We start from the raw sequence: 24813 nt of genomic DNA, 5'->3' as shown, positions 1-24813 counted from the left end.
CCCACGATCTGAGAGCAGGGAAGTCTCCCTTGCGAGCGGGCGTTGAACATACTGGGATCGACTACGCGACCCGCGCGAGTATGGAGGACCCGATGTCAGACACGGCACTGCCGCCGCTCGTAGAGCCGGCAGCCGAGCTCACCAAGGAAGAGGTGGCCCGGTACAGCCGTCACCTGATCATCCCGGACGTCGGGGTGGTCGGGCAGAAGCGGTTGAAGAACGCGAAGGTCCTGGTCATCGGTGCGGGCGGCCTCGGAAGCCCGGCGCTGCTGTACCTGGCGGCGGCCGGCGTGGGCACGCTCGGCATCATCGACTTCGACGTCGTCGACGAATCCAACCTGCAGCGCCAGGTGATCCACGGCCAGTCCGACGTCGGCAAGCTCAAGGCCGCGTCGGCGCAGGAATCGATCGCGGAGATCAACCCGCTGGTCAAGGTGCACCTGCACACCGAGCGGCTCGAATCGGCGAACGCGCTGGAGATCTTCCGGCAGTACGACCTGATCCTCGACGGCACGGACAACTTCGCCACCCGCTACCTGGTCAACGACGCGGCGGTGCTGCTCGGAAAGCCGTATGTGTGGGGCTCGATCTTCCGGTTCGAAGGCCAGGTCAGCGTCTTCTGGGAGGACGCTCCGAACGGCAAGGGTCTCAACTACCGGGATCTCTACCCCGAGCCGCCGCCCCCGGGCATGGTCCCGTCCTGCGCGGAAGGCGGAGTGCTGGGCGTGCTGTGCGCGTCGATCGGCTCGATCATGGTGACCGAGGCGATCAAGCTCATCACCGGCATCGGAGAACCGCTGCTCGGGCGGTTGATCTCCTATGACGCGCTGGAGATGAAGTACCGCGAGGTCAAGATCCGCAAGGACCCGGAGACCCCGAAGATCACGGAACTGATCGACTACGAAGCCTTCTGCGGCGTGGTGTCGGAAGAAGCAGCCTCGGCCGCCTCCGGCAGCACGATCACGCCCGCGGAACTGAAGGCGAAGTTCGACTCCGGCGAGGACTTCGCCCTGATCGACGTCCGCGAGCCGCACGAGTACGAGATCGTCAACATCAAGGGCGCCACGCTGATCCCGAAGGACCGCATCCTGTCCGGCGAGGCACTGGCGGAACTGCCGCAGGACAAGCCGATCGTCCTGCACTGCAAGTCCGGCGCCCGCTCGGCAGAGGCACTGGCCGCCCTGCACGCGGCCGGCTTCAAGGACGCCACCCACCTGGGCGGCGGAGTCCTGGCCTGGGCACGGCAGATCGACCCGAGCCTGCCGACCTACTGAGGTACTGCTGCCTGTCCGTGAAGGGCTCCTTGAGGGACTTAGATTCCCTGAAGGAGCCCTTCACGTATTTCAGGCTTCGGCCAGGGTCGTGAGCGCCCACCCGGCACCGCACCCCATGCCGCATTGGGGTGCCATCCAGGCAATCCGCGAACCCACGCGACCACCCACCCAAGCCCCGCGCCCACCCACGACACCGCCGCCGACGCACCCAACCCTCAGCGCACCCACGCCACCCCCCGCGCCCCACCCCACCAAACCGCCGCCGACGCACCAAACAAGCGAGGCACCCACACCTCCCCCGCACCCCGATACGAAGCCTCCCTGCGGTTCGGGGGTGCTTGTCAAGGCATCTTTCCCGCCTTGACAAGCACCCCCGAACCGTCAGCACAATCCAGCTTCGGGGTGCCCCACGCCCCGCCCCTGCGCAATGTCGCCGCCAGGCGACGAGCCGCCCGACCGACCCCACCAACCCCCGCACCCGAGAAACCACCCATGACCAGCGAGTCTCCGCAATAACCCACCCCTCACCGGGGTAACCTCCCCCTTTGTGCGGTCAACCCTCGAACGTCCCTCCGAACGCGTCTGCTCCGCGTTCGGCAGCGACGCCGGCGCCATCACCCTGCTCCCGGACTCCGAAACCTGGCACGCCGGGGACGTGGTCTTCAAACGCGTCACCGACCGCTCCCAAGCCCTCTGGACCGCCCGAGCCCTCGATTTCGCCGACGACCCCGGCCTCCGCATCGCCAAGCCGGTGCGGTCGAGGGACGGCCGCTGGATCGTCGGCGACTGGTCAGCGTGGCGGTACCTCCCCGGCACCACCGAACACCGCTGCGAGGAATCGGTCCTGGCCGCGGTCCGCCTGCACCGAGCCACCGCGGATCTGCCCCGTCCGGACTTCCTCTCGTCCCGCGACGACCGGGACGCCATCGCCGACCGCATCGCCTGGGAAGAACTGGACCGCCCCCTTCCCGAGGAAAAAGGCGGCCGCTGGTTCGAAATCCTCGCCCCGTCCCGCCGCCCGATCAAACTTCCGCACCAGGTGGCCCACGGCGAACTCCTCGCCGGTCTGCTCTTCGACGGCGACGCGGCCCCTGGCGTAGTCGATTTCGTCGCCTACTACCGCCCCGGCGAATGGGGCGCGGCGATCGCCGCGGTCGACTCGCTGATCTGGGGCGGGGCGACCGGAGCGCTCCTGGAACGCTGGGCACACCTTCCCGAGTGGCCCCAGCTCCTCCTGCGTGCCATTCTCTTCCGTCTAGCCTCGCACGCGCTCGACCCTCGTTCCACCAACGCCGCACTGGACGGCCTGCGCGCGGCCGCCCGCGAGGTCAGCGCGATCCTCTGACTCACTGCGCGACCCCGCCCTGACGGCGGGCAATGTCAACTCCCTGAAACATTCCGGCACGTCGAGGTAACACAGCGTCCTTACCGTCGGGTCATCGCCGATCCGAGGAGCGCCTGTGCCGCACGTCGACACACATTGCCCGTACTGCGCTCTGCAGTGCGGGATGCGCCTTGACGAGACCCGGGTCACTCCAAGAAATTTCCCGGTCAACGCGGGCGGCCTGTGCCAGAAAGGCTGGACCGCCGGCGCCCTGCTGAAGTCCGGCGCACGACTGACCTCGCCGCTGCTCCGCCGAGACGGAGAACTGCAGCCGGTTTCCTGGGGCGAGGCACTGGATTTCGTCGCGGACCAACTGCTCGCCTCGCGTCGTGAGCACGGCGCGGACTCGGTCGCCGTGTTCGGCGGCGGAGGACTCACCAACGAAAAGGCTTACCTGCTCGGGAAATTCGCCCGGGTAGCGCTCGGGACGTCGCAAATCGACTACAACGGCCGCTTCTGCATGTCCTCCGCCGCCGCGGCCGGGATGCGCGCGTTCGGCGTCGACCGCGGACTTCCGTTCCCGGTCACTGATCTCGCGGGAGCGGACGTCGTCCTGCTCGCTGGCGCGAACCCGGCCGAGACGATGCCGCCGTTCATGCAGCACCTGGACAGCGCGGAACTGATCGTGATCGACCCGCGCCGCACACCGACGGCCGAGCGGGCCGCGCTGCACCTCGCACCCGCGCCGGGTACGGATCTCGCGCTGGCGTTGGGGATCCTGCACGCGGTCGTCGCCGAAGGCCACCTGGACAAGTCCTATGTGGATCTTCGGACGGCCGGCTTCGACGAGATGTGGCGCATCGCCGCGACCTGGTGGCCGGAACGGGTCGAGCGGGTCACCGGGGTCTCGGCCGCGGACCAGCGTCAGGCCGCGGAAATGCTGGCCCGGGCTGGCAACGCGTATGTACTGACTGGGCGCGGGACGGAACAGCACGCGTCCGGCACCGCGACCGTCGGCGGGTGGATCAACCTCGCTCTCGCGCTGGGATTGCCCGGTCGCGCCGGGTCTGGCTTCGGCTGTCTGACCGGACAGGGCAACGGCCAGGGCGGACGCGAGCACGGGCAGAAAGCGGATCAGCTGCCGGGGTATCGCAAGATCGACGATCCGGCGGCGCGTGCGCATGTCGCCGAGGTCTGGGGTGTGCCAGCGGAAAGCTTGCCGGGTCCGGGCCGGTCCGCGGTCGAGCTGCTCGACGAGCTGGGAGAGTCGATCAAGGCGTTGCTGGTGTTCGGGAGCAACCCGGTGGTATCGGCTCCGCGCTCGTCCCGAGTGCAGGAACGCTTGGCCGGACTGGATCTTCTCGTGGTGGCGGACTTCGTTTTGTCGGAGACCGCGGAGCTGGCTGACGTGGTTTTCCCGGTCCCGCAATGGGCCGAAGAAGAAGGCACGTTGACCAACCTCGAAGGTCGAGTCCTCTTACGACAGCGGTCGATTGATCCGCCGGACGGAGTGCGCAGCGATCTTTCGCTGTTGCGTGATCTCGCGGTCCGTATTGGACAACCCGTCGAGCGGTTTCCGGACGACGCGGCGGAGGTCTTCGAGGAGCTGCGCGCCGCGTCGAAGGGCGGAGCTGCGGACTACTCCGGCGTGACTTACCAGCGGTTGCGCTCCGGGGAAGCGTTGCACTGGCCGGTCCCGGACGAGGCACACCCGGGCACGCCGCGGATGTTTCTCGACGGCTTCGCACATCCGGACGGACGGGCGCGGTTCGCGGACGTTGACCACAGTGGACCCGCTGAGTTGCCGGATGAGGTCTTTCCGTTGCAGGCCACGACCGGTCGCGTTCTGCAGCACTACCAATCCGGTGCGCAGACTCGCCGGATCGCGGAACTGACGGCGGTCGTTCCGGAGGTGTTCGTCGAGGTGCATCCGGATACCGCGGCGCGGTCTGGACTGGCCGACGGCGACCGCGCGGTGGTCCGGTCACGACGCGGGGAAACAGTCGCGCAGGTGCGGTGTGTGCCGTCGATGCGCGCGGACCTCGTCTTCATGCCGTTCCACTTTCCTGGTGCGGCGCGAGCGAATCTGGTGACTAACCCGGCGCTCGACCCGGTGAGCCGGATGCCGGAGTTCAAGGTGTGCGCGGTGTCGTTGGCGAGGGCGGAAGCATGAGCGCGCGGAACGTCGTCATCATCGGATACGGAATGGCCGGGGCCCGGCTCGCGGACGAGATCCGCCGGCGTGATCCGGAAGGCGACCGAGTACGGCTGACTGTGCTCGGCGAGGAGCCGCATCCGGCGTACAACCGGGTGCTGCTGTCCACTGTGGTCGCTGGCGGGATGAACGCGGACACGGTGCGGCTGCACGATTCCGAGTGGGCAGCGCAGACGCAGGTCGATCTGCGGCTCGGAACGCGGGTGACGCAGATCGACCCGGCGCGGCGGTTGGTCCGCACTGAGACCGAGGATTTCCCTTACGACTCTGTCGTCCTCGCGACCGGTGCCGCGCCCTGGATGCCGCCAGTCGAAGGCCTCGAACTCGGGCCGGAGGTCGTGGCGTTCCGAACGCTGGACGACTGCGCGCGCATCGTGGACGCCGCACGTCCGGGCGCGCCGGTCGCCGTACTCGGCGGCGGGCTGCTCGGCTTGGAGGCCGCGCGAGGGCTGGCGGGTCGCGGCGCGAACGTGACGGTGGTGCATCCGCAGCCGCACGTCCTGGAACGGCAACTGGATTCCGGTGCCGGGCGGGTGCTGGCGCGCCGGTTGGCCGAGCTGGGCGTGACGTTCCGGTTCGAGGTGACGGCCGCTCGCCACCTTCCCGGAGACGGCCTCAAACTCGACGACGGCAGCTTCGTTCCCGCGGACCTGGTGGTCGTCGCTGCCGGGGTGCGACCGGAGACGTCGCTCGCCGAAGCCGCCGGACTCGCGGTGGACCGCGGGATTCTGGTGGACGATCTGCTGAGGACTTCCGACGGCCGGATCCACGCGCTCGGCGACTGCGCCCGGCACCCGGGTGCGCCGGCCGGATTGGTGCAGCCCGCGTGGGAACAGGCGGCAGTGCTCGCGGATCTGCTCACCGGCGCGGACGCCACGGCTCGCTATCGCGGCACCCGCACGGTCACCCGGCTCAAGGCGCGCGACATCGACCTCGCCGCGCTCGGCGAAACGCAGGTGACCAGCGAGGACGCCGCGGCCGAGGTCGTGACCTTCGACGATCCGTCCGGCGGACGGTACGGCAAGCTCGTCGTCCGCGGCGACCGCGTGACCGGTGCGATTCTGCTCGGGCTCCCGGACGCGGCGGCGACCGTGACGCAGCTGCACGACCGAGGTACGCCAGTACCCGAAGACCGGCTCGCGGTGCTGCTCGGCCGTGCGATGCCCGCGGGCGCGCCGACGGCGGCCAGCCCAGCGGATCTCCCTGCGTCCACGGTGATCTGCCGCTGCAACGCGGTGACCAAAGGCCGCCTGATCGAAGCCTGGCGAGGTGGCGCCACCGACGCTGCCGCACTCGCCCGTACCACCCGCGCCACCACGGGATGCGGCAGCTGCCGCGACACGGTCGGCGCGGTCGCGGACTGGCTGGCCGCGCAATGACCGCCCCCGGTAACGAGGAGGACGCCATGACCCGCCGTTGGATCGAGCACTGGGATCCCGAGGACGACGAGTTCTGGGAAACGACCGGCAAGCGAGTCGCCCGGCGCAATCTGTGGTTTTCCGTGTTTTCCGAGCACATCGGCTTCTCGGTCTGGACCCTGTGGTCGGTCGTGGTGCTGTTCATGGGCCCGGCCTACGGATTCAGCGCGGCGGACAAGTTCCTGCTCGTCTCCACGCCGACGGTGGTCGGCGCGATCATGCGGATCCCGTACACCTTCGCGGTCGCGCGCTTCGGCGGTCGCAATTGGACAGTCATCAGCGCACTGCTGCTCCTCATCCCGACGGTGCTGACCGCGATCGTGCTGCACCCGGGTACGTCCCTTGGCACCTTCGTGCTGATGGCCGCGCTCGGCGGTGTCGGGGGTGGCAACTTCGCGTCGTCGATGGCGAACATCAACACCTTCTATCCAGAACGGCACAAGGGCTGGGCACTCGGGTTGAACGCCGGAGGCGGAAACCTCGGCGTCGCGGTGATTCAGCTCGTCGGGCTTCTCGTCATCGGGACCGCGGGTGCGACCGCGCCGCGATTGGTGCTGTACATCTACCTTCCGCTGATCGTCACCGCCGCGACGTGCGCAGCGTTGTTCATGGACAACTTGGTCAGCGTTCGCGGTGACACGAAGGCGATGCGCGAGGTAGTCCGTTATGGACACACCTGGGTGATGTCGTTGCTGTACGTCGGCACGTTCGGTTCCTTCATCGGTTACAGCTTCGCCTTCGGTTTGGTGCTGCAGAACCAGTTCGGCCGGACGCCATTGCAGGCGGCCGCGGTGACGTTCCTCGGCCCGCTGCTGGGTTCGCTGTCGCGGCCGATCGGCGGCTGGCTTTCGGACCGTATCGGCGGTGGCCGGGTCACCTTCGCGACATTCGGCGCGATGGCGCTGGCGACCGTGGTGCTGGTGCTGGCTTCTTCGACTGATTCGCTGGCGACATTCACCGCGGCGTTCATTGTTTTGTTCGTGCTCACCGGAATCGGCAACGGATCGACGTACAAGATGATCCCGGCGATCTTCCAGGTGAAGGCGCGTGCCGCGATTCAGGCCGGTGCCGACGAGGCGGCGGAACGGCGCAACGCTCGGCGGCTGTCCGGAGCGTTGATCGGGCTGGCCGGTGCGATCGGCGCGCTGGGCGGGTTGTTCATCAACCTCGCGTTCCGGCAGTCGTTCGCCACCGCGCACAGCGGTGTTCCGGCGTTCGTCGGATTCCTGGTCTTCTACGCGGTGTGCGTGGGTGTGACGTGGTTCGGCTATCTGCGCAAGCCGGCGGTGCGCGCGCAGGTGGCGTTGGCAGGAGCGGAGGTCTGAAATGCCTACAGTGGTGGTTGCCGGGCACGGCATGGTCGCGCACCGGTTCGTGGAGGCACTTCGTGCGGCAGACGCGGCGGGCGAGTGGCGGGTCGTCGTCATCGGCGAGGAGAACCGTCCCGCTTACGACCGGGTGGCGCTGACTTCCTATGTGGACAGTTGGGATCCGGCCGCGTTGGCGTTGCCCGGTTCCGATTACGCGGACGACGACGCGGTCGAGCTCCGGCTTGGCGAGGTCGTCGTGTCGGTGGATCGCGACGCCAAAACGGTGACGACGGATTCCGGACACGTGCAGCCGTACGACTCTCTGGTGCTGGCGACCGGTTCCCGCCCGTTCGTCCCGCCGGTGCCGGGTCGGGATCTGCCCGGCGTGTTCGTGTACCGGACGATTGAGGATCTCGACGCGATCCGCGCGGCAGCCGAACGGCAGGGCCGCGGCCGTCGAGCGGCGATGGTGATCGGCGGCGGCCTCCTCGGTCTGGAGGCAGCGAAGGCATTGCGGGACATGGGCTTGTCGCCGCACGTGGTGGAGATGGCACCGCGGCTGATGCCGTTGCAGGTCGACGATGGCGGCGGCGGTCTTCTCCGGCGACTGATCACGAACCTGGACGTGACTGTCCACACTGGAACTTCGACGAATGCGATCGAGGCCGACGGATCACGGTTGCTGGCGCGGCTGGGCAACGGCACGGAGCTGGACGTCGACCTGGTGGTCTTCTCCGCCGGTGTCCGGCCCCGTGACGACCTGGCGCGAGAGTCCGGTTTGGACGTTGGCGAGCGTGGCGGCGTGCTGGTCGACTCGACCTGTCGGACCAGCGACCCAGCGGTCTACGCGATCGGCGAGTGCGCGGCGGTCGAGGGCCGGGTGTACGGCATCGTCGCGCCGGGATACGCGATGGCGGAGGTGGTCGCGGCGCAGCTCACCGGTGCCACGGCGAGCTTCCCCGAGCCGGACACCGCGACGAAGCTGAAGCTGATGGGCGTGGACGTCGCCAGTTTCGGCGACGCGCACGCGGCCACCGAAGGTGCGTTGGAAGTCGCGGTGAACGACGCCGTGGCCGGTACGTACAAGAAGCTCGTGGTCACCGACGACGGCCGGACGCTGCTCGGCGGGGTCCTGGTCGGCGACGCGGCGGAGTACAACACGCTGCGGGCGTTGGTCGGCCGTCCGCTTCCCGCCGACCCGGGTGCGTTGCTCGCGCCCGCCGGTGGCGGTGCGGCCGTCGGCGTGGACGCCTTGCCGGACGAGGCGCAGGTCTGTTCGTGCAATGGGGTCTCGAAGGGCACGTTGACCCGGGCGATCACCGAGGACGGCTGCGACTCCGTCGGGAAGCTGAAGGCGTGCACGCGCGCGGGAACGTCGTGTGGTTCGTGTGTGCCGATGCTGGCGAAGCTGCTGAACGCGTGCGGGGTCGAGCAGTCGAAGGCGTTGTGCGAACACTTCACGCAGTCTCGCGCTGAGCTGTTCGAGATCATCCAGGCGACGCGGATGACGACGTTCAGCGAGATTGTCAGCCGGTACGGCTCCGGGACCGGGTGCGCGGTGTGCAAGCCCGCGGTGGCCTCGATCCTGGCGACGCTGGGCAACGGGCACATTCTCGAGGGCGAGCAGGCGGCGCTGCAGGACACGAATGACCGTTTCCTCGCGAACATGCAGCGCAACGGCAGCTATTCGGTGGTGCCGCGAATTCCCGGCGGGGAGATCACACCGGAGAAACTGATGGTGATCGCGCAGGTCGCGCAGGACTTCGGGCTGTACACCAAGATCACCGGCGGACAGCGGATCGACCTGTTCGGGGCCACTGTGGACCAGCTGCCGGACATCTGGCGGCGACTTGTCGACGCGGGCTTCGAGTCCGGGCACGCGTACGGCAAGTCGTTGCGGACGGTCAAATCCTGTGTCGGCTCGACCTGGTGCCGGTATGGCGTGCAGGACAGCGTGGGTCTGGCGATCGATCTGGAGCTGCGGTATCGCGGTCTGCGCTCGCCGCACAAGATCAAGGCCGGAGTGTCCGGGTGTGCGCGTGAATGCGCGGAAGCACGCGGCAAGGACTTCGGCGTGATCGCCACCGAACACGGATGGAACCTCTACGTCGGCGGCAACGGCGGGGCCACGCCGCGGCACGCGGAACTGCTCGTGTCTGATGTGGACACTGAAACGCTGGTGCGCACCATCGACCGGTTCCTGATGTTCTACGTGCGCACGGCGGATCGGCTGCAGCGCACGGCGCCGTGGATCGAGGAGCTGGACGGCGGACTCGACCACCTGCGCGCGGTGATCGTGGACGACAGCCTCGGCATCTGCGAGGACCTGGACGCGGCGATGGCGAAACACATCGAGGGTTACACCGACGAATGGCGAGGGGTGCTGGAGGACCCGGACAAGCTGGCGCGGTTCAGTTCGTTCGTGAACGCGCCGGGCACGCCGGACCCGTCGATCTCGTTCCGCGAGGAGCGGGAACAGAAGATCCCGGTGCTGCTGGGAATTCCGGAGGTGCGGCGATGACCATGACTTCATCCTGGACCGCGGTGTGCGCGGCCGCGGACATCCCGGAGTTCTCCGGAGCCGCGGCGCTGATCGACGGCCAGCAGGTGGCGGTGTTCCACGCGGGCGACGGCTGGTACGCACTGTCCAATTGGGACCCGTGCAGCGGGGCGGCGGTGCTGTCGCGCGGGATCGTCGGCGACGCCGGGGGAGAGCCGGTGGTCGCGTCGCCGGTCTACAAAGAACGGTTCTCGCTCCGCACCGGCGCGTGTCTCGACGCGGAAGGCGTTTCGGTGCCGGTGTACCCGGTTCGGGTACGGGACGGGGTGATCGAGGTGGGCTCGCCGTGACTGACGTCCGGCCTCTGGCCGGGTTCACGGTAGGCATCACGGCAGCGCGCCGAGCTGAAGAGCTGGGCGCGCTGCTCGTGCGCCAGGGTGCTGCCGTCCGTTACGGGCCGGCGATCCGGATCGTGCCGCTGGCGGACGACACCGAGCTGCACGCGGCGACGATGCGGTTGCTGGAGTCGCCAGTGGACATTGTGGTGGCGACGACCGGGATCGGCTTCCGCGGCTGGATCGAGGCCGCGGAGGGCTGGGGGCTCGGCGAAAAGGTCCTCGACCACCTGTCGAATGCGTCGTTGCTGACCCGCGGTCCCAAAGCGGCCGGAGCAGTGCGGACCGCGGGGCTGGCGGAGGACTATTCGCCCGCCTCGGAAAGCAGCGCGGAGCTGCTGCAGCACCTGACCAAGTCCGGAGTGGACGGAAAGCGGATCGCGGTGCAGCTGCACGGTGAACCGCTGCCGTACTTCGCGGAGACTCTTCGGCAGGCTGGCGCTGAGGTCATCGAGATCCCGGTGTACCGCTGGGTCGCTCCTGCCGATCCGGGACCGCTCGACCGGCTGTTGGACGCGGTCTTGGAAGGGACGATCGACGCGTTGCCGTTCACGAGCGCGCCGGCTGCCGCGTCCACGGTCGCGATGGCCCGGCGGACCGGTCGTCTCGCGGCGTTGATCGAGGTGCTGAGCAACCGGGTGGTCGTGGCGTGCGTGGGTCCGATCGCGGCTGCGCCGCTCGCTTCGCTGGGCATTCCGACTGTCCAACCGAGACGGTCGCGGATCGGCGCGCTGGCGAGAACGGTGGCGGACGCACTGGTCACCGCCTCGCCGACGCTGTATGCCGCCGGGCATGTGCTGCAGATCCGCGGCACCGGCGCGCTGGTGGACGGCGAATGGCGCGAGATCGCTCCGGCCCCGATGGCGCTTCTGCGGGCTCTCGCGCGGCAGCCCGGCCGGGTGGTCGCGCGCCGGGAGCTGTCGGCCGAGCTTCCGTCCGGTGGCGAGGCGCACGCGGTGGAGACGGCGATCGGCCGGTTGCGGACGTCCCTCGGCGGCAACGGAGTGGTGCAGACGGTGGTCAAACGCGGTTATCGGCTCGCCGTGAATCCCGGCGACACCCCAGCGCCGATCGGCTAACCTCGGCGCGGTGCGGATGGTCCCCATTCCGCCGGGAACGGTGACGCTCACCGACCGGCGGACAGAACGTAGCTGGACAGTCGACGTGTCCGCGTTCGAGCTCGGCGCGTTACCGGTCACCCAGGAGCAATACGGCGGCGGTGGAGAGCTGCCTGCCGTCGAGGTGTCCTGGTTGGACGCGGTGCGGTTCTGCAACACGCTGTCCGAACGGGACGGACTGCCACCCGCATACCTGCTCGAAGGCAACGAAGTGGAGTGGGATCTGTCAGCGCCCGGCTACCGGCTGCCTACTGAAGCCGAATGGGAGCACGCCTGCCGTGCGGGCACTGCGGGCCCGAGGTATGGCGACCTGGACGAGATCGCTTGGTACGAAGGGAATTCCGGCGGCCGGCTGCATCCTCCCGGCGAGAAGCAGCCGAACGCTTGGGGTGCTTACGATTTGCTCGGCAACGCTTGGGACTGGTGCTGGGATCTCTACGACCCGGCGGTGTACGGCGAGTACCGAGTGCTCAAGGGCGGCGGATGGGCCGACGAACACTGGAGCGTCCGGGTGTCGGTGCGCCGTCGGAGTCACCCGACGTTCCGCGTTGACGACGTCGGCTTTCGCGTAGCACGGTCTGTTTAGGACTGTGCGGAGTCCCACCAGGACAGAATCCGGGTGCCGTACAGCGTCAGCCACTTCGAGGGCTCCCCGGCCGGGACGTCGACCTCGAACCACATGTCCCCGGGCAACCGGCCAGCCTGCAACCAGGTTCCGTCCGGCTGCCGGGCGGCCCGAACCCGCTCCACGGCGTCGGCGAGACGCGGGTCCGGCGGAATGTCGTCCACGATCGCGGCCTCGCGGAAGTACTCGAGCGCGTTGATCGCGCTGTAGTGCCACCGCACCGGATAAGCGAAATGGTCGACCCAGGACGCCACTTGCTCGCCGGTCGAAAGCCGGTACAGGAGACGGCGTTCCAGCAGGTATTCCTCGCCGGCGCGGCGGGCGGCGTGCGTCTCGTCGGTGCCGCCGGTCGCGACGTCGTAGGCGAGCAAGCCCTTCACCGCGTTGATCGTCGAGTGGAAGGACGAGCGCTTCGACCCGTCGACCCATTCGCAGTTCCAGCCGCCGTCGGCCATCTGGTGTTCGGGGAACCAATGGGCGAGCTGGGAGACGTCCACGCCGAGCCAGCCGCCGTTCGCGAGTGTCCAGGCGTTGATGCAGACGTCGACCTCGCCGTCCCAGTACGGCAGATCATGGTATTCCCACCGGGAATTCTCGGCGATCAATTCGGCGGTGCGATTGGCGCGCAATACCGCCGGATCCATCCCCCATTCACGCAGCATATTGAGTGACCAGGTGGTGGCTGTCCACGGCTGTCCGGTGTCCGGGCCGGGTTCGAATCGAGCTGGGAAGAAAGCACCGCCGGCCCACTGTCCGTCCGGGTCCTGCCGCGCGAGGAGTTGCGCGCCGAAGCCCTCGGTCGCGATCTTGTGCCGGGTGGCCGTCCAGACCTCGGGCGGCGCGCCCGCCAAGTCCCGTTCGACCTGCCAGCGCAGCGCCGGGTCTGAGTCGAGCAGCCATTTCAGCACGTCAGAACTTTAGCCCGCCGGTCAAGCCCACGTCACGGAAAAGTCCGGGTAACCCCGGGCGGACGCGGCCCGGGCCGCCTCGTCCTCGGCGGCGGCGCGGTCCGCGCGGCGAAGCGGGTCAAATTCGGTGAGCGCGAAGGTCAGCCGTTTTCCGGACGCTTTCATGCGCCAAGTGCCCAGAATCTCGCCGTCGACCAGAATCGCGCCCGGGCTGCCGAGAATCTTCCACACCTCTTTCGCCCGCGCTTTGTCCGGAACGAGTACGGCTTTGTCGCGGCCCTGCGTGTACGGATCGAGCGGCGGCAGCAGACGCACTCCAGCGGGCGACGGCGGGTTCTCCAACGCGGCCAGCCGGTCGTTCGGCACGAACGTCCGCCGACCGTCCACCTTGACCTCGGTGACCGCATCGGGCCAAGTCTCGCGGATGCAAGTCTTCGCGGTGCCGACGAAACCGGCCGCGTCACCGGGCGTCGCGGGTCCGTTGAAGCGCAAATACTGCTCAAGCACCCGCGAAACCGCCGCCGGAACCGGACGCGTGGACAGCCGTCCGCGCTCCTCCAACGGCGCGAGCGTCGCCGGACTCTGCCCGGCTTCGAGCCGCGCACCGCCGTGGAGGGCCGCGATCCGCATGAGCTGTTCGTGCACATGGGTGGCGTTGCACGGACGGCACCATCGGCTGTACGCGGGCGGCAGCAGTTTCGTGATCTCCGTGCTCACCGCGCCCTTGGTCATCGGCTTGGTGACCACTTTGCGGATCGCCCGGGCGGTCGTGAAAATAATGTCCACCGGCGACTCGTCGACGGCCTGGATGTCCTTTTTCTGCCACAACATCCGGGCCAGTGCGTCCGGCTCGTCAATCGGCACCAACGCGGCTGCCAGCTCCGGCAGATCCGTGCGCCGGTGGAAATGCGGCGCGCCCCGGTGCGACCACACGAGGGCGAGCCGCTGATCGTCCACAAGGGACTCCGGAGTGACCGGATCCGGCATCCGGGCCGCCAGCGAGAGCAGGGCGGTGTCGCGCATGCTGTCCTGCAGTCCGAGGTCCAGCAGCGGCAGGTCGTACGGATCGGCGACGGAGCGGTGCAGCCCCTGCTCGGCGATCCGGTACGCCAGCGCCTGTTTGCGCGACACCTCCAGCATCCCGGCCTCCTTCAGAGCGTGTAGTCGAAGGTGTACGACACGGTCTGTTCGCCCAGCACGCCGTGCACCGTGCCGGTGCCGCGGATGCCGGTCAGCTCGCCGGTCCCGGAGCCGGGCACGACCTCGAATTCCGAGCGGATGCTCTTCGGGTCGAAACCCCACTCCTGGCGGACGATGAACGTGCCGCGACGGCCGTCGACGGCGCCCTCGAACCGGTCGTAGCCCGGTGACGTGGTCGCGCCGCCGTCGTAGCCCTCGCCCGGGTAGTACAGCAGGTAGTCGCCGGTGGCCGCACCCTGGATCACGCCCGAGTACTCCATCGCGGCGTGCACGTAGGCGACGCGGGGGCCGCCCTCCTCGCCGCTCGCCACGTGCTCTTCCCACTTCGTCATGCCAAACGTGTTCATGCCGCTCACTTAATCAGCCATACCTGCCATCTTGTGTCAGGTATTTCCGCCATACTCTTCGCATGCGTGCCGGCCGTCTGCTCACCGTGCTTCTCCTGCTGCAGAACCGCGGCCGGATGACCGCCGAGGAACTGGCCGCTGAGCTGGAGGTTTCGGTCCGGACGGTGTACCGGGACATCGAGGCGCTGTCGGCCTCGGGCGTGCCGGTGTACGCCGACCGCGGCCGCAGCGGCGGTTACCAGCTGGTCGACGGCTACCGGACCCGGCTGACCGGGCTCAACGAGGACGAAGCCCAGTCGCTGGCGCTGGCCGGGCTCCCGGTGGCGGCCGCCGAGCTGGGGCTCGGCACGGTGCTGGCGGCGGCGCAGCTGAAGCTGTACGCCGCGCTGCCGCAAGAGCTGCGCAGCCGCGCCGGCCGCGTCGCCGAACGCTTCTATCTCGACGTACCCGGTTGGCATCGCGGCATCGAAAGCCTGCCCACCCTGTCCGCGGTAGCCGACGCGGTGTGGGCTGGGCGGCGGATCCGGATCCGGTACGAACGGTGGGGGCAGCGCGAGGTCGAACGGGTGCTGGAGCCGCTCGGGCTGATCCTCAAAGCGGGCAACTGGTACCTCGCGGCCCGGTGCGAGGGGACCGATCGCACCTACCGGATTTCGCGCATCCACGAGCTGACCGACCTCGGCGAGGAGTTCGAGCGACCGGCGGAATTCGACCTCGCTCGTTACTGGCAGGAGTGGTCCGAGCAGTTCGAACGCCGGATGTACCCCCGAAAGGCGACAGTCCGCCTGTCGCCGCGTGCACAGGCTCTCGTACCGTTCTATGCGGGCAGCGTCGGCGCCCGGGCGCTTCGCGAGGCGGTCGCCGCCGGAGCGGAACCGGACGGCGACGGATGGTTGACGATCGAGCTGCCGGTCGAACCGGGAGAACCGGCGATTGGCGAACTGTTGCGGTTCGGGCCTCATCTGGAGGTGCTCGCGCCGCAGGACCTGCGGACGGAGCTGGCGGCGGCGATCCGGGAGATGGGGCAGGCGTATGAGTGAGCGGGACGGCGTGCGGACGAGTTGACCGATGCCGGGGCAGGGTTTCTGCTCGCCGGCGGGCGAATTTTCGCAGGAGATGAGGCAGGCGAATGGGTGAGCTGGACGGCGTGCGGATCGGCGTCACGGCCGAGCGGCGCGCGGACGACCTGATCGGCGCACTGCTCCGGCACGGCGCGGAAGTGCGGCACGCGCCGACGATCACGATCGTCCCGCTGGCCGACGATCCGGAACTGCGCCGCGGCACGGAAGCCGTGCTCGCCGCGCCGATCGACCTCACCGCGGTCACCACCGGAGCCGGGTTCCGCGGCTGGCTCGACGCCGCCGAAGGCTGGGGCCTTCGCGACGCACTGCTGGACGCCCTGGCCGGGTCGCGCATTTTCGCGCGCGGTCCGAAAGCGGTCGGCGCGGTGCGGGGCGTCGGCCTGCGCGAGGAGTACTCCGCGCCCGGCGAAACCAACGACGAGCTGTTCGGCGCGCTCACCGAAGCCGGTGTCGAGAGCGCGCGCGTGGCGGTGCAACTGCACGGCTCACCGCTGCCGGAGTTCACCGATCCGCTCGCTGTGTCCGGGGCGTCGGTGCTCGCCGTGCAGCCCTACCGCTGGCATACGCCGCCGGATCCGGAACCGGTGTTCTCGTTGATCCGTGAAGTTTTGGCCGGCGAACTGGTCGCGTTGGTGTTCACCAGCGCCCCGGCCGCGACGAACTTCCTGGCGCTCGCCGACGAATCCGGTCGTGGCGCGGAGCTGCGCGAGACCTTGCGCAGCGGCACGGTCGTCTGCGCGTGCGTTGGTCCGGTGACCGCGGCACCGTTGGAGACAGCGGGAATCAGCACGCTGCAGCCGGAGCGTCAGCGGCTAGGCGCGCTAGTGAAGCTGGTGGTCGCGAAGCTCAGTTAGGACGCTTCGGCCTGCTGTCGTCCCGCGGCTTCTTCGCTGAGTCCTTGCCGCCAGTACCCGGTGAAGCAGATGGCTGTCTTGTCGAAGCCGCGCTCGCGGACAAGGTGGCGCCGAACGAGCTTCACGACGCCTGCTTCGCCGGAAACCCATGCGTACGGCGTGCCGCTGGGCAGCTCAGCCGCGCGTACGGCGTCCACGAGCGCTTCGCCGTGCGTACGCGCACCGCGGACCACCCAGTGCACCTCGACCGCACCGTTGGTCTCGAAGGTCTGTCGCTCCGCGTGGTCCGGAATCTCGACGTACACCGACGCGCGCGCCGACTGCGGCAGCCTCTCGAGGATGCCGCCGATCGCCGGCAACGCCGTTTCGTCGCCGACCAGCAGCTGCCATGTCGTCCCGTCCGGCACGTCGTACAGGCCGTGGGGCCCGAGGAACGCCACCCGGTCGCCGACCTCCGCCTGCCCGGCCCACGTCGACGCCGGGCCGCCGCTCTCCTCGTGCAACACGAAGTCGACGTCCACCTCGCCGCTCTCCGGACGCGCGGCGCGCACCGTGTACGTCCGCATCGGCGGCCGGACGTCGTCGGGCATCGCGAGGTACCGGCGATACCAGGACAGGACGTCGTCATCCCCCGTCTCGGTAGGCGGAAGCTGCGGCTCCTCGTCGCCGGGGAGCGGGAAGAACACCTTCACGTACGCGTCCGGCGCCACCGGGCCCGCCGCCGCGAGCCCCGGGCAGGCGAAGGTGACCCGGGCCATGTGCGGGGTGATCCGCCGGACCGCGGTGACCCTGCCGTGGTGGTAAGTCAGGACGCTCATGAGGTGAGGCTAACCTAAAATGGTCGCGCCGGGCTACGCCTGGAGAGGATGGCGGACGCCACGCTTTTCCCAGCAGGACCGGCTTTCGGCGGCGGCGAGCTGGCCTTGCCCGGAGCGGTGCCGCTCGAATTCCGAGCCTGATCGTCGCGGCGTCTCGCGTGAATGGGGCGAGGGCTCGGCTGCCAGCCTGCGGCCTGAGCGGCTCTTTTTGCGGCGAGTCGAAGCCGATTCGCGCCGAGTGCCACCTGGGGTGCGCTGGGACACCGGATGCCACGAGGTGCGCTAGACGCACCGAGTGCTCTGTTGGGTGGATTGGGCGCACCGAATGTGGCATTGGGGCGGATGCCTCGCAGGGGCTCTCGTAAGCGTCAGCGCGCCCGTAAGCCGCCGGGTGAGGGCGGTTGTCCGGGAACGGCCGTCCGGGAGCGCTAGAACAAGCCGGGCGGCTCGTCCTCGCTCGGCTCGTCCCCGTCCGGACGCCAGCGGTACTTCCGCAGGTCCACCTTCTGGCCGTCCGCCAGCACGCCCTCGGCGCGCAACCGCTCGAGCTGTTCGTGCAGCAAATGCGGCGCGGGAGTCCCGTTCGCGCGGAGGATGCGGTGCCAGGGCAGGTCGTGGCCGTCCTCGGCGAGGGCGCGGCCGACCATGCGCGGAGAGGGAGCACCGGAGAGCGCTGCGACGTCGCCGTACGTCGCGACTGTCCCCGCGGGTACGTCGGCGATGACTGCGCGTATCCGCTCGTGCAGTTCGTCGTTCATGACCCAGCCGAGGATAGTCCCGCCGAGGGGTGTGCCGGTGCGCCACCCGGGTGAGCGGGCATGGTTCCATCGCTGATGTGCACGTGCGGAGAGCGGGAAACGGGCAGGCGCGGCTGGTGCGCCCGCCGGTCCCCGCCGCACCCTCGTTCACCTGGGACGAGGACGCTCGCCGGCTGCTGTCGGCTCCCTCCGGATTCCGCCGGGTGCTCGGCGGGCCGGGCACCGGCAAGACGGCGCTGCTCGCCACCGCCGCCGCGCGCCGGATCGCGGAGGGGGCGGATCCGGAGAGCGTGCTGCTGCTCACGACGTCCCGTCGGGCGGCGGACGCGCTGCGGGCCGACCTCACGCGGCGGCTCATGTCGGACCCGGATCAGGGGTCTCCGCTGCCGCGCACGGTGAGTGAACCGCTGGTGCGCACAGTGCATTCGTACGCGTTTTCCTTGCTGCGCCTCGAAGCTCGCGCCGAGGAGCTGCCGCCGCCGCGGTTGCTGGCCGGAGCCGAGCAGGACGTCGTCGTGCGCGAGCTGCTGGAGGGCGACCTGGAGGAGGGCGCGACCGGGTGGCCGGAGCAGTTGCGTCCGGCGCTGACCGTGCCCGGGTTCGCCGAGGAGCTGCGCGACCTGCTGATGCGGGCCGCCGAGCGCGGGCTCGGGCCGGAGGACCTGACCGAACTCGGACGTCGCCAGGACCGCGAGGAATGGGTCGCCGCGGGGCAGTTCTGGGCGCAGTACGAGGAGGTCACCCAGCTGCAGGGGGCGGGCGGCAACGCGCTCGGCCTGCCCGCCGCGCCCGCGCTCGACGCCGCGGAGCTGGTGACGTCGGCGTTGCTCGCGCTGGAGGACGACGAGGAACTGCGCGAACGCGAGCGAGGCCGGGTCCGGCATTTGTTCGTGGACGACGCGCACCACCTGGATCCGTTGCAGGTCCAGTTGATCCGCACGATCGGGCACACCGCGGAGGAATTCGTGGTGGCCGGCGATCCGGATCAGTCGGTGTTTTCCTTCCGCGGTGCGGACCCGAAGCTGTTCGCCGATTCCGACAACGACGGCGACCGGACGGTCATGCTGACCACGTCGCACCGGCTCGCTCCGACGGTCCGGGCGGCGGTCGCGAAGCTCGGCGCGACCTTGCCTGGTGCGTCCCCGCATCGGAAGTTGGTTACGCCGCAGGGAAAACGCGGCGGCAAAGTGCGGGTGCGGCTGATGCCGACTCCAGCGGCGGAGGCCAGCTGGATCGCCGACCAGCTTCGCCGGGCGCATCTCGTGGACGGGGTGCCCTGGTCGGAGATGGCGGTGCTGGTGCGGTCTCCGGCGCGGACTTTCCTTGTGCTGCAACGCGCCTTGCGTGCGGCCGGGGTGCCGATCGGCTCGGCTACCGAGGAATTGCCGTTGGCGAAACACTCCGCGGTACGGCCGTTGCTGGCGGTGTTGCGGATCGCGGCGGAGCCGGAACTGCTGGACGTCGATATCGCGGAAATGTTGCTGTCGTCGTCGCTCGGCGGGGCTGATCCGTTGGCGTTGCGGCGGTTGCGGCGCGGTCTCCGTCGGCTGGAGCTGGCTGGCGGCGGGCAGCGGTCGAGCGACGAACTGCTGGTGGAAGCGTTGCGCGGCGGGGACATTCTCGTCGGTCTGGCTGACAACGAGGCGCTGCCGGTTCGTCGGGTCGGGAAGCTGCTGAGTGTTACGCACCAAGCGGTGAGCCGCGGTGAAGGCGTCGAGCAGGTGCTGTGGGAGCTGTGGCAGGCGAGCGGACTGCAGGAACGGTTGCTGCGATTGGTGGATCGCGGCGGCTCGCTCGGCGCGCAGGCTGACCGTGACCTGGACGCTGTGGTGGCGCTGTTCGACGCGGCAGGACGGTATGTCGACCGGTTGCCTAAGGCGAGTGTCGCGGCGTTCGCGGATTACCTGTCGTCGCAGAACATCGCGGGTGACACGCTCGCTCCGGCGGCTATCCCGGGCGAAGGGGTTTCGCTGCTCACCGCGCACGCGTCGGCGGGTCGCGAGTGGACAGTGGTCGCGGTCGCGGGGGTGCAGGAGGGCGCGTGGCCAGACCTGCGGCTGCGTGGCTCGTTGCTGGGCGTCGAGCGACTGGTCGATCTGCTGTCTGGAGTGGACGAACACGACAAGGTGTCCGCCATCGCGCCGATTCTTGCCGAGGAGCGGCGGCTGTTCTACCTCGCGGCGAGCCGGGCGCGCCGGACGCTGCTGGTGACCGCGGTGGCCGGAGAAGACGAGCAGCCGTCCCGTTTCCTCGACGACCTGGAGGAGAACGGCGCTGACGACGGCATGCTCGATTCCCGGATGAAACCGCCGGGCCGGTCGCTCGTGCTGGCCGAACTGGTCGGCGAGCTGCGCGAGGTCGTGTGCGACGACAAAGCGGATCCGGAACGCCGGAAGCGGGCGGCGAAACAACTCGCCCGGTTGGCTGCCGCTGGGGTTCCGGGGGCGCATCCGGACACCTGGTACGGATTGATGGAAGCGTCCACAGAGGACCCAGTGCACGGGCCGGGCGACCTGATGCGGATCTCTCCGTCCACTGTGGAAATCCTGGTGAAGTGCCCGCTGCGCTGGCTGATCGAACGACACGGCGGCAGTGATCCGGCACAGCTGGCGGCGGTTACCGGAACTCTCGTGCACGGTTTGGCGCAGGCGATCGCGGGCGGCAGCACTGAGGAGCAGATTCAGGCCGCGCTGGACGAGGCGTGGGTGCGCGTGGACGCTGGCGCGCCGTGGTTTTCCCGGCGCGAGCGGTCCCGGGTGGAGCAAATGCTGCGCAACTTCGTGTCGTGGCTGGAAATGTCGCGGCGCGAGCTGATTGAGGCCGGGGTCGAGCAGGACATCGAGGTCGAGTTGCCGATGGGCGACGAAGAGGTGCGCGTGCTGCTGCGCGGGCGCGTCGACCGGGTCGAGATGGACAAGGACGGCCGCCCGGTGATCGTGGACATCAAGACCGGCAAGGTCCCGGTGTCCGGTGCGGACGCGGAGAAGCATCCGCAGCTCGCGGCGTACCAGCTGGCGGTGCTGCTGGGCGCGGTCGAGGGCAAGAACACGCCCGGCGGCGCGAAGCTCGTGTATGTCGCGAAGGGGAACAACAAAACCGGTGCCACGCAACGGGACCAGCCGCCGATGGACGAGGACAGCGGGCGCGAGTGGCTGGAACTCGTGCGGTCGGCCGCTGCCGCCGCGGTCGGCCCGGACTACCAAGCGCACGAGAACGCCGACTGCGACCGGTGCCCGGCGCGCGGTTGCTGCCCGTTGCGTCCGGAGGGCCGTCAGGTGACCGGACCGTGAGCCCGGTGGTGCTCGCCAACCCCGTCGGGCCCGCGGAAATCGCCGACGCACTGGGGTTGCACCGTCCGACGCCCGAGCAGGCAACCGTGATCGCGTCGCCGGTCGAGCCGTCGCTGGTCGTCGCGGGCGCGGGCGCGGGGAAGACCGAAACCATGGCCGCGCGCGTGGTCTGGTTGGTGGCCAACGGAATCGTGAGCCCGGAGCGAGTGCTCGGCTTGACCTTCACCCGGAAGGCCGCGCGTCAGCTCGGAGAGCGAGTGCGGGCGCGGTTGCGGCGCCTCGCCGGTTCGGGGCTGCTGGAGCGGATCGATCCGTCGGGCGCGTTGCGGGCCACTGTGGTCGCGGGCGAGCCGACGGTCCTGACTTATCACGCGTATGCCGGACGGTTGCTGTCGGAACACGGTTTGCGGCTTCCGGTGCAGCCTGGCGTCCGGTTGCTGTCGGAGACTTCGTCGTGGCAGCTCGCGCATCGCGTGGTGTCCACCTGGGACAATGACCTGGACACCGACCGGGTGCCGCCGACGGTCACCGCGCAGCTGCTCGCACTGGCCGGTGAACTTGGCGAGCATCTGATTTCGACGGAGAAGCTCGCGCAGTACTCCGAGTGGCTGTGCGAGATCATCGAGAACGCTCCCCGCGCCAAAGGCCAGCGTGCGACGCTTCCGGTGAAATTGCAGGAAGTGCTGGCGGCGCAACGGTTCCGGCTCGCTTTGCTGCCGTTGGTCGAGGATTACCATCGGCGCAAACGGGCGGAAGGCGCGCTCGACTTCGCGGACCAGATGTCGCTGGCCGCGCAGCTCGCCGACGGATATCCGGCGGTGGTCGCGGGCGAGCGTGAGCGGTACGGGGCCGTGCTGCTGGACGAATACCAGGACACCGGGCACGCGCAGCGAGTGTTGCTGCGGTCGTTGTTCGGCGGTGTTGAGCATCCGCCGATACCGGTGACCGCGGTCGGCGACCCGGCGCAGGCGATTTACGGCTGGCGCGGCGCGAGTGCGGCGAACCTGCCCCGGTTCACCACGGACTTTCCGCGCCGCGGTGAGGAAAGGCTCGAAACCGCGCACGAATTCGGGCTGCTCACCAGTTTCCGCAATCCGCCGGAAATCCTGGAGCTGGCCAACGCGATCTCCGAACCGTTGCGGCAGCGCGGACTTGGCGTCGAACGGCTTCGGGCGCGCGATGGTGCCGGTCCGGCGGACATCGCGGTCGCGCTGCTGCCGGACGTGCGCGCGGAACGCGAGTGGGTCGCCGACGCGATGGCGCGGCGTTGGCATGCGGTGAAAGAGGAATCCGGCAAGCCGCCGACCGCGGCGGTGCTGGTGCGTCGACGCGCTGACATGGCGCCGATCGCGGCGGAAATGCGCATGCGCGGACTGCCGGTGGAGGTCGTGGGCCTGGGCGGATTGCTGGACGAGCCGGAGGTCGCCGACCTCGTGTCCACGCTGCGGGTGCTCGCCGATCCGCTGGCCGGCAGCGCGGCAGCGCGGCTGCTGACCGGCGCGCGCTGGCGGATCGCGGCGGCGGACGTCGCGGCGTTGTGGCGGCGGGCCAACGAACTCACCTCGCCCGAGCCGCGTGCGAAGGAGGGCGACGAACCGGAACTGGTTGTCGAACGCGCGGAACAGGCCGGGCTGATGGACGCCGTCGACGACCCCGGTGCCCCCGAGCGTTATTCCGCCGAGGGGTACCGGCGAATTCGCCGGCTGGGCGCGGAATTGACCGCGTTGCGTCGTCGGCTGGACCAGTCGCTGCCGGAATTGGTGGCGGACGTCGAACGCACGATGCTGCTCGACGTCGAATCGCTCGCCCGTCCCGGGTCAGCGGGTCGCGCGCATTTGGATGCGTTCGCCGAAGTCGTCACCGATTACGCGGAGACCGCGCCGACTGCGACCCTGCTGTCCTTTGTGGACTACCTCAACACCGCGGCACATGCGGAAGACGGCCTCACGCCTGGCGAGGTCCAAGTGGTTCCGGACCGCGTGCAGGTGCTCACTGTGCACTCCGCCAAGGGGCTGGAGTGGGAAGTGGTCGCTGTCCCGCACCTGGTCGCCGAGGTGTTTCCCGGCAAGCGTCGTTCGTCGTCGTGGTTGCGTACCTCTACTGCGCTGCCCGCGCATTTGCGCGGTGATGCGGCGGATCTGCCGAAGCTGCAGATCGCGGAAGGCTACGACCGCAAGGAGGTGCAGGAAGCGCTGGAACTGCACGAGGAAGGGTTCGTCGCGCGCGAAGCCGACGAGGAACGTCGGCTGTGTTACGTCGCGCTGACCCGTTCCGAGCGTGCGTTGCTTGTTTCCGGGCATTGGTGGAACGAAAGCAGTACGCGGGCTAAAGGGCCGTCGATCTTCCTGTCGGAAATCGCCGAGGTGATGAACGAGGCCGATCCGCCGCTCGGCGTGGTGGACGCCTGGGCGGACGAACCGGCCGAGGACGACGAGAACCCGCTGGTCGCGGACTCCCGGACGGCGCAGTGGCCGGTGGACCCGCTGGGCGACCGGCGTTCCGGCGTGGCTGCCGGCGTAGAGCTGGTGCTGGCGGAAATGGCCGCCCTGGAAGAAGAACCCGAGCCGGAGCCGGAAGCTGAGCCGCTGCCCGCGGCCGACGACGACGAAATCCCGCTGCCGCCGGAGCCGGAGGACGAAGAAGGCTACCTGCCCGACGACGACTATTTCGAAGACGACGAGGACGTCATCGATCCGGAAGACCCGGACGGCTGGGCCGCCGACACCGACGTCCTCCTCGCCGAACGCGCCCGTGCACAATCCACTGTGGACCGGGTTGTACTGCCCGCACAGCTGAGCGTGAGCCAGTTGGTGGACCTGGCGTCCGACGCGGACGCTCTCGCTCAACGGCTGCGCCGCCCGCTTCCGTTGCCGCCCAACACGTTCGCCCGCCGTGGCACCGCGTTCCACACCTGGCTGGAACAACGGTTCTCCGGCGACCGGCTGCTGGAGATCGACGACCTTCCCGGTGCGGCCGACGTCGGCGAGGCCCCGGACACGGATTTCGAAGCCCTGCAAGAAGCTTTCGAGAGCAGCGAATGGTCCGACCGGGTCCCGGTGGCCGTAGAGGTGCCGTTCTCCGCGGACGTCGAAGGCATCACTCTGCGCGGGCGGATGGATGCGGTGTACGCGGATCCCGACGGCGGCTGGACCGTCGTGGACTGGAAGACGGGCTCCGTTCCGTCCGAAGAACGCTTGCCGGCCTTGGCCATTCAGCTCGGCGCGTACCGGCTCGCGTGGGCGGCGTTGAAGAAGGTGCCGGTGGACCGGGTGCGCGCGGCCTTCCACTATGTCCGACATGGACACACGTTGCGTCCGGCCGATCTGCTGGACGCGGAAGGCCTGCGGGCGTTGCTGCGCAACGTTCCGCAGGAGTAA

18 protein-coding genes are annotated in these 24813 nt (G+C 69.2%); 13 read left to right on the top strand and 5 right to left on the bottom strand.

Going from position 1 to position 24813, the window contains the following annotated elements; all coding sequences use genetic code 11:
- Nucleotides 1-92 precede the first annotated feature (92 nt).
- From moeZ to ATK30_RS12310, 9 genes are all read left to right on the top strand, one after another.
- Nucleotides 93-1274 (top strand): adenylyltransferase/sulfurtransferase MoeZ, encoded by a 1182-nt coding sequence (gene moeZ / locus ATK30_RS12350; RefSeq protein ID WP_037353382.1) that lies wholly within the window; start codon nt 93-95, stop codon nt 1272-1274.
- A 547-nt stretch (nt 1275-1821) separates the two neighbouring features.
- A complete protein-coding gene (locus tag ATK30_RS12345) occupies nt 1822-2619 on the top strand; it encodes a TIGR02569 family protein (protein ID WP_101435730.1) in 798 nt (265 codons plus the stop codon).
- A gap of 115 nt (nt 2620-2734) precedes the next feature.
- Nucleotides 2735-4771, top strand: a complete 2037-nt coding sequence (locus ATK30_RS12340) for a molybdopterin oxidoreductase family protein (RefSeq protein WP_101435729.1) — start codon at nt 2735-2737, stop codon at nt 4769-4771.
- Nucleotides 4768-6192: an FAD-dependent oxidoreductase gene (locus ATK30_RS12335; protein ID WP_101435728.1), complete on the top strand. Its 1425-nt coding sequence runs from the start codon at nt 4768-4770 to the stop codon at nt 6190-6192. The genes ATK30_RS12340 and ATK30_RS12335 overlap by 4 nt, the downstream gene beginning before the upstream one ends.
- Nucleotides 6193-6218: 26 nt before the next feature.
- A complete protein-coding gene (locus ATK30_RS12330) occupies nt 6219-7556 on the top strand; it encodes a nitrate/nitrite transporter (protein WP_244194594.1) in 1338 nt (445 codons plus the stop codon).
- A 1-nt stretch (nt 7557) separates the two neighbouring features.
- Nucleotides 7558-10062, top strand: coding sequence for a nitrite reductase large subunit NirB (gene nirB / locus ATK30_RS12325; protein ID WP_101435726.1), 2505 nt, complete (start codon nt 7558-7560; stop codon nt 10060-10062).
- Complete coding sequence (gene nirD / locus ATK30_RS12320; protein WP_376772177.1) at nt 10059-10391, top strand: nitrite reductase small subunit NirD; 333 nt, start codon at nt 10059-10061, stop codon at nt 10389-10391. The genes nirB and nirD overlap by 4 nt, the downstream gene beginning before the upstream one ends.
- The gene (locus tag ATK30_RS12315; protein WP_101435724.1) at nt 10388-11515 is read left to right on the top strand and encodes a uroporphyrinogen-III synthase; all 1128 of its coding nucleotides are present in this window, start codon (nt 10388-10390) and stop codon (nt 11513-11515) included. Before nirD ends, ATK30_RS12315 begins: the two co-directional genes overlap by 4 nt.
- A gap of 10 nt (nt 11516-11525) precedes the next feature.
- Nucleotides 11526-12140, top strand: a complete 615-nt coding sequence (locus ATK30_RS12310; RefSeq protein WP_208637329.1) for a formylglycine-generating enzyme family protein — start codon at nt 11526-11528, stop codon at nt 12138-12140.
- Here ATK30_RS12310 and ATK30_RS12305 read toward each other — a convergent pair.
- Genes ATK30_RS12305 through ATK30_RS12295 form a run of 3 tightly spaced genes read right to left on the bottom strand, consistent with a single transcriptional unit; the run spans nt 12137 to nt 14634 of the window.
- Entirely contained in the window at nt 12137-13087 is a 951-nt protein-coding gene (locus ATK30_RS12305; RefSeq protein ID WP_101435722.1) for a squalene cyclase, read from the bottom strand. The genes ATK30_RS12310 and ATK30_RS12305 overlap by 4 nt on opposite strands.
- Before the next feature lie 21 nt (nt 13088-13108).
- Nucleotides 13109-14227, bottom strand: coding sequence for a winged helix DNA-binding domain-containing protein (locus ATK30_RS12300; protein ID WP_101435721.1), 1119 nt, complete (start codon nt 14225-14227; stop codon nt 13109-13111).
- 11 nt (nt 14228-14238) lie between these two features.
- Complete coding sequence (locus tag ATK30_RS12295; protein ID WP_101435720.1) at nt 14239-14634, bottom strand: DUF3224 domain-containing protein; 396 nt, start codon at nt 14632-14634, stop codon at nt 14239-14241.
- A gap of 62 nt (nt 14635-14696) precedes the next feature.
- Here ATK30_RS12295 and ATK30_RS12290 point away from each other — a divergent pair, with 62 nt between their 5' ends.
- Both ATK30_RS12290 and ATK30_RS12285 read left to right on the top strand, forming a co-directional pair.
- Nucleotides 14697-15674, top strand: a complete 978-nt coding sequence (locus ATK30_RS12290; protein WP_101435719.1) for a helix-turn-helix transcriptional regulator — start codon at nt 14697-14699, stop codon at nt 15672-15674.
- An 89-nt stretch (nt 15675-15763) separates the two neighbouring features.
- A complete protein-coding gene (locus tag ATK30_RS12285; protein WP_101435718.1) occupies nt 15764-16570 on the top strand; it encodes a uroporphyrinogen-III synthase in 807 nt (268 codons plus the stop codon).
- Here the strand turns inward: ATK30_RS12285 and ATK30_RS12280 are convergent.
- Both ATK30_RS12280 and ATK30_RS12275 read right to left on the bottom strand, forming a co-directional pair.
- Nucleotides 16567-17388: a siderophore-interacting protein gene (locus ATK30_RS12280; RefSeq protein WP_101435717.1), complete on the bottom strand. Its 822-nt coding sequence runs from the start codon at nt 17386-17388 to the stop codon at nt 16567-16569. The genes ATK30_RS12285 and ATK30_RS12280 overlap by 4 nt on opposite strands.
- A gap of 428 nt (nt 17389-17816) precedes the next feature.
- Nucleotides 17817-18146, bottom strand: coding sequence for an MGMT family protein (locus ATK30_RS12275; RefSeq protein ID WP_101435716.1), 330 nt, complete (start codon nt 18144-18146; stop codon nt 17817-17819).
- A 116-nt stretch (nt 18147-18262) separates the two neighbouring features.
- Here ATK30_RS12275 and ATK30_RS12270 point away from each other — a divergent pair, with 116 nt between their 5' ends.
- On the top strand, nt 18263-21436 hold the full coding sequence (locus tag ATK30_RS12270) for an ATP-dependent helicase (RefSeq protein ID WP_101435715.1): 3174 nt from the start codon (nt 18263-18265) through the stop codon (nt 21434-21436).
- Nucleotides 21433-24813, top strand: a complete 3381-nt coding sequence (locus ATK30_RS12265) for an ATP-dependent helicase (protein ID WP_101440777.1) — start codon at nt 21433-21435, stop codon at nt 24811-24813. Before ATK30_RS12270 ends, ATK30_RS12265 begins: the two co-directional genes overlap by 4 nt.

The sequence above is a fragment of the Amycolatopsis echigonensis genome (genome assembly GCF_002846615.1).
GTDB lineage: Bacteria > Actinomycetota > Actinomycetes > Mycobacteriales > Pseudonocardiaceae > Amycolatopsis > Amycolatopsis echigonensis.
This window is presented reverse-complemented; position numbering and strand designations above follow the sequence as displayed.

Bases quoted from the DNA above. Each gene is read 5' to 3' on its own strand.
- nirD (WP_376772177.1), top strand. From the start codon at position 10,059: ATGACCATGACTTCATCCTGGACCGCGGTGTGCGCGGCCGCGGACATC.
- ATK30_RS12280 (WP_101435717.1), bottom strand. From the start codon at position 17,388: ATGAGCGTCCTGACTTACCACCACGGCAGGGTCACCGCGGTCCGGCGG.
- ATK30_RS12330 (WP_244194594.1), top strand. From the start codon at position 6,219: ATGACCCGCCGTTGGATCGAGCACTGGGATCCCGAGGACGACGAGTTC.
- ATK30_RS12295 (WP_101435720.1), bottom strand. From the start codon at position 14,634: ATGAACACGTTTGGCATGACGAAGTGGGAAGAGCACGTGGCGAGCGGC.
- ATK30_RS12300 (WP_101435721.1), bottom strand. From the start codon at position 14,227: ATGCTGGAGGTGTCGCGCAAACAGGCGCTGGCGTACCGGATCGCCGAG.
- ATK30_RS12275 (WP_101435716.1), bottom strand. From the start codon at position 18,146: ATGAACGACGAACTGCACGAGCGGATACGCGCAGTCATCGCCGACGTA.
- ATK30_RS12285 (WP_101435718.1), top strand. From the start codon at position 15,764: ATGGGTGAGCTGGACGGCGTGCGGATCGGCGTCACGGCCGAGCGGCGC.
- moeZ (WP_037353382.1), top strand. From the start codon at position 93: ATGTCAGACACGGCACTGCCGCCGCTCGTAGAGCCGGCAGCCGAGCTC.
- nirB (WP_101435726.1), top strand. From the start codon at position 7,558: ATGCCTACAGTGGTGGTTGCCGGGCACGGCATGGTCGCGCACCGGTTC.
- ATK30_RS12335 (WP_101435728.1), top strand. From the start codon at position 4,768: ATGAGCGCGCGGAACGTCGTCATCATCGGATACGGAATGGCCGGGGCC.
- ATK30_RS12290 (WP_101435719.1), top strand. From the start codon at position 14,697: ATGCGTGCCGGCCGTCTGCTCACCGTGCTTCTCCTGCTGCAGAACCGC.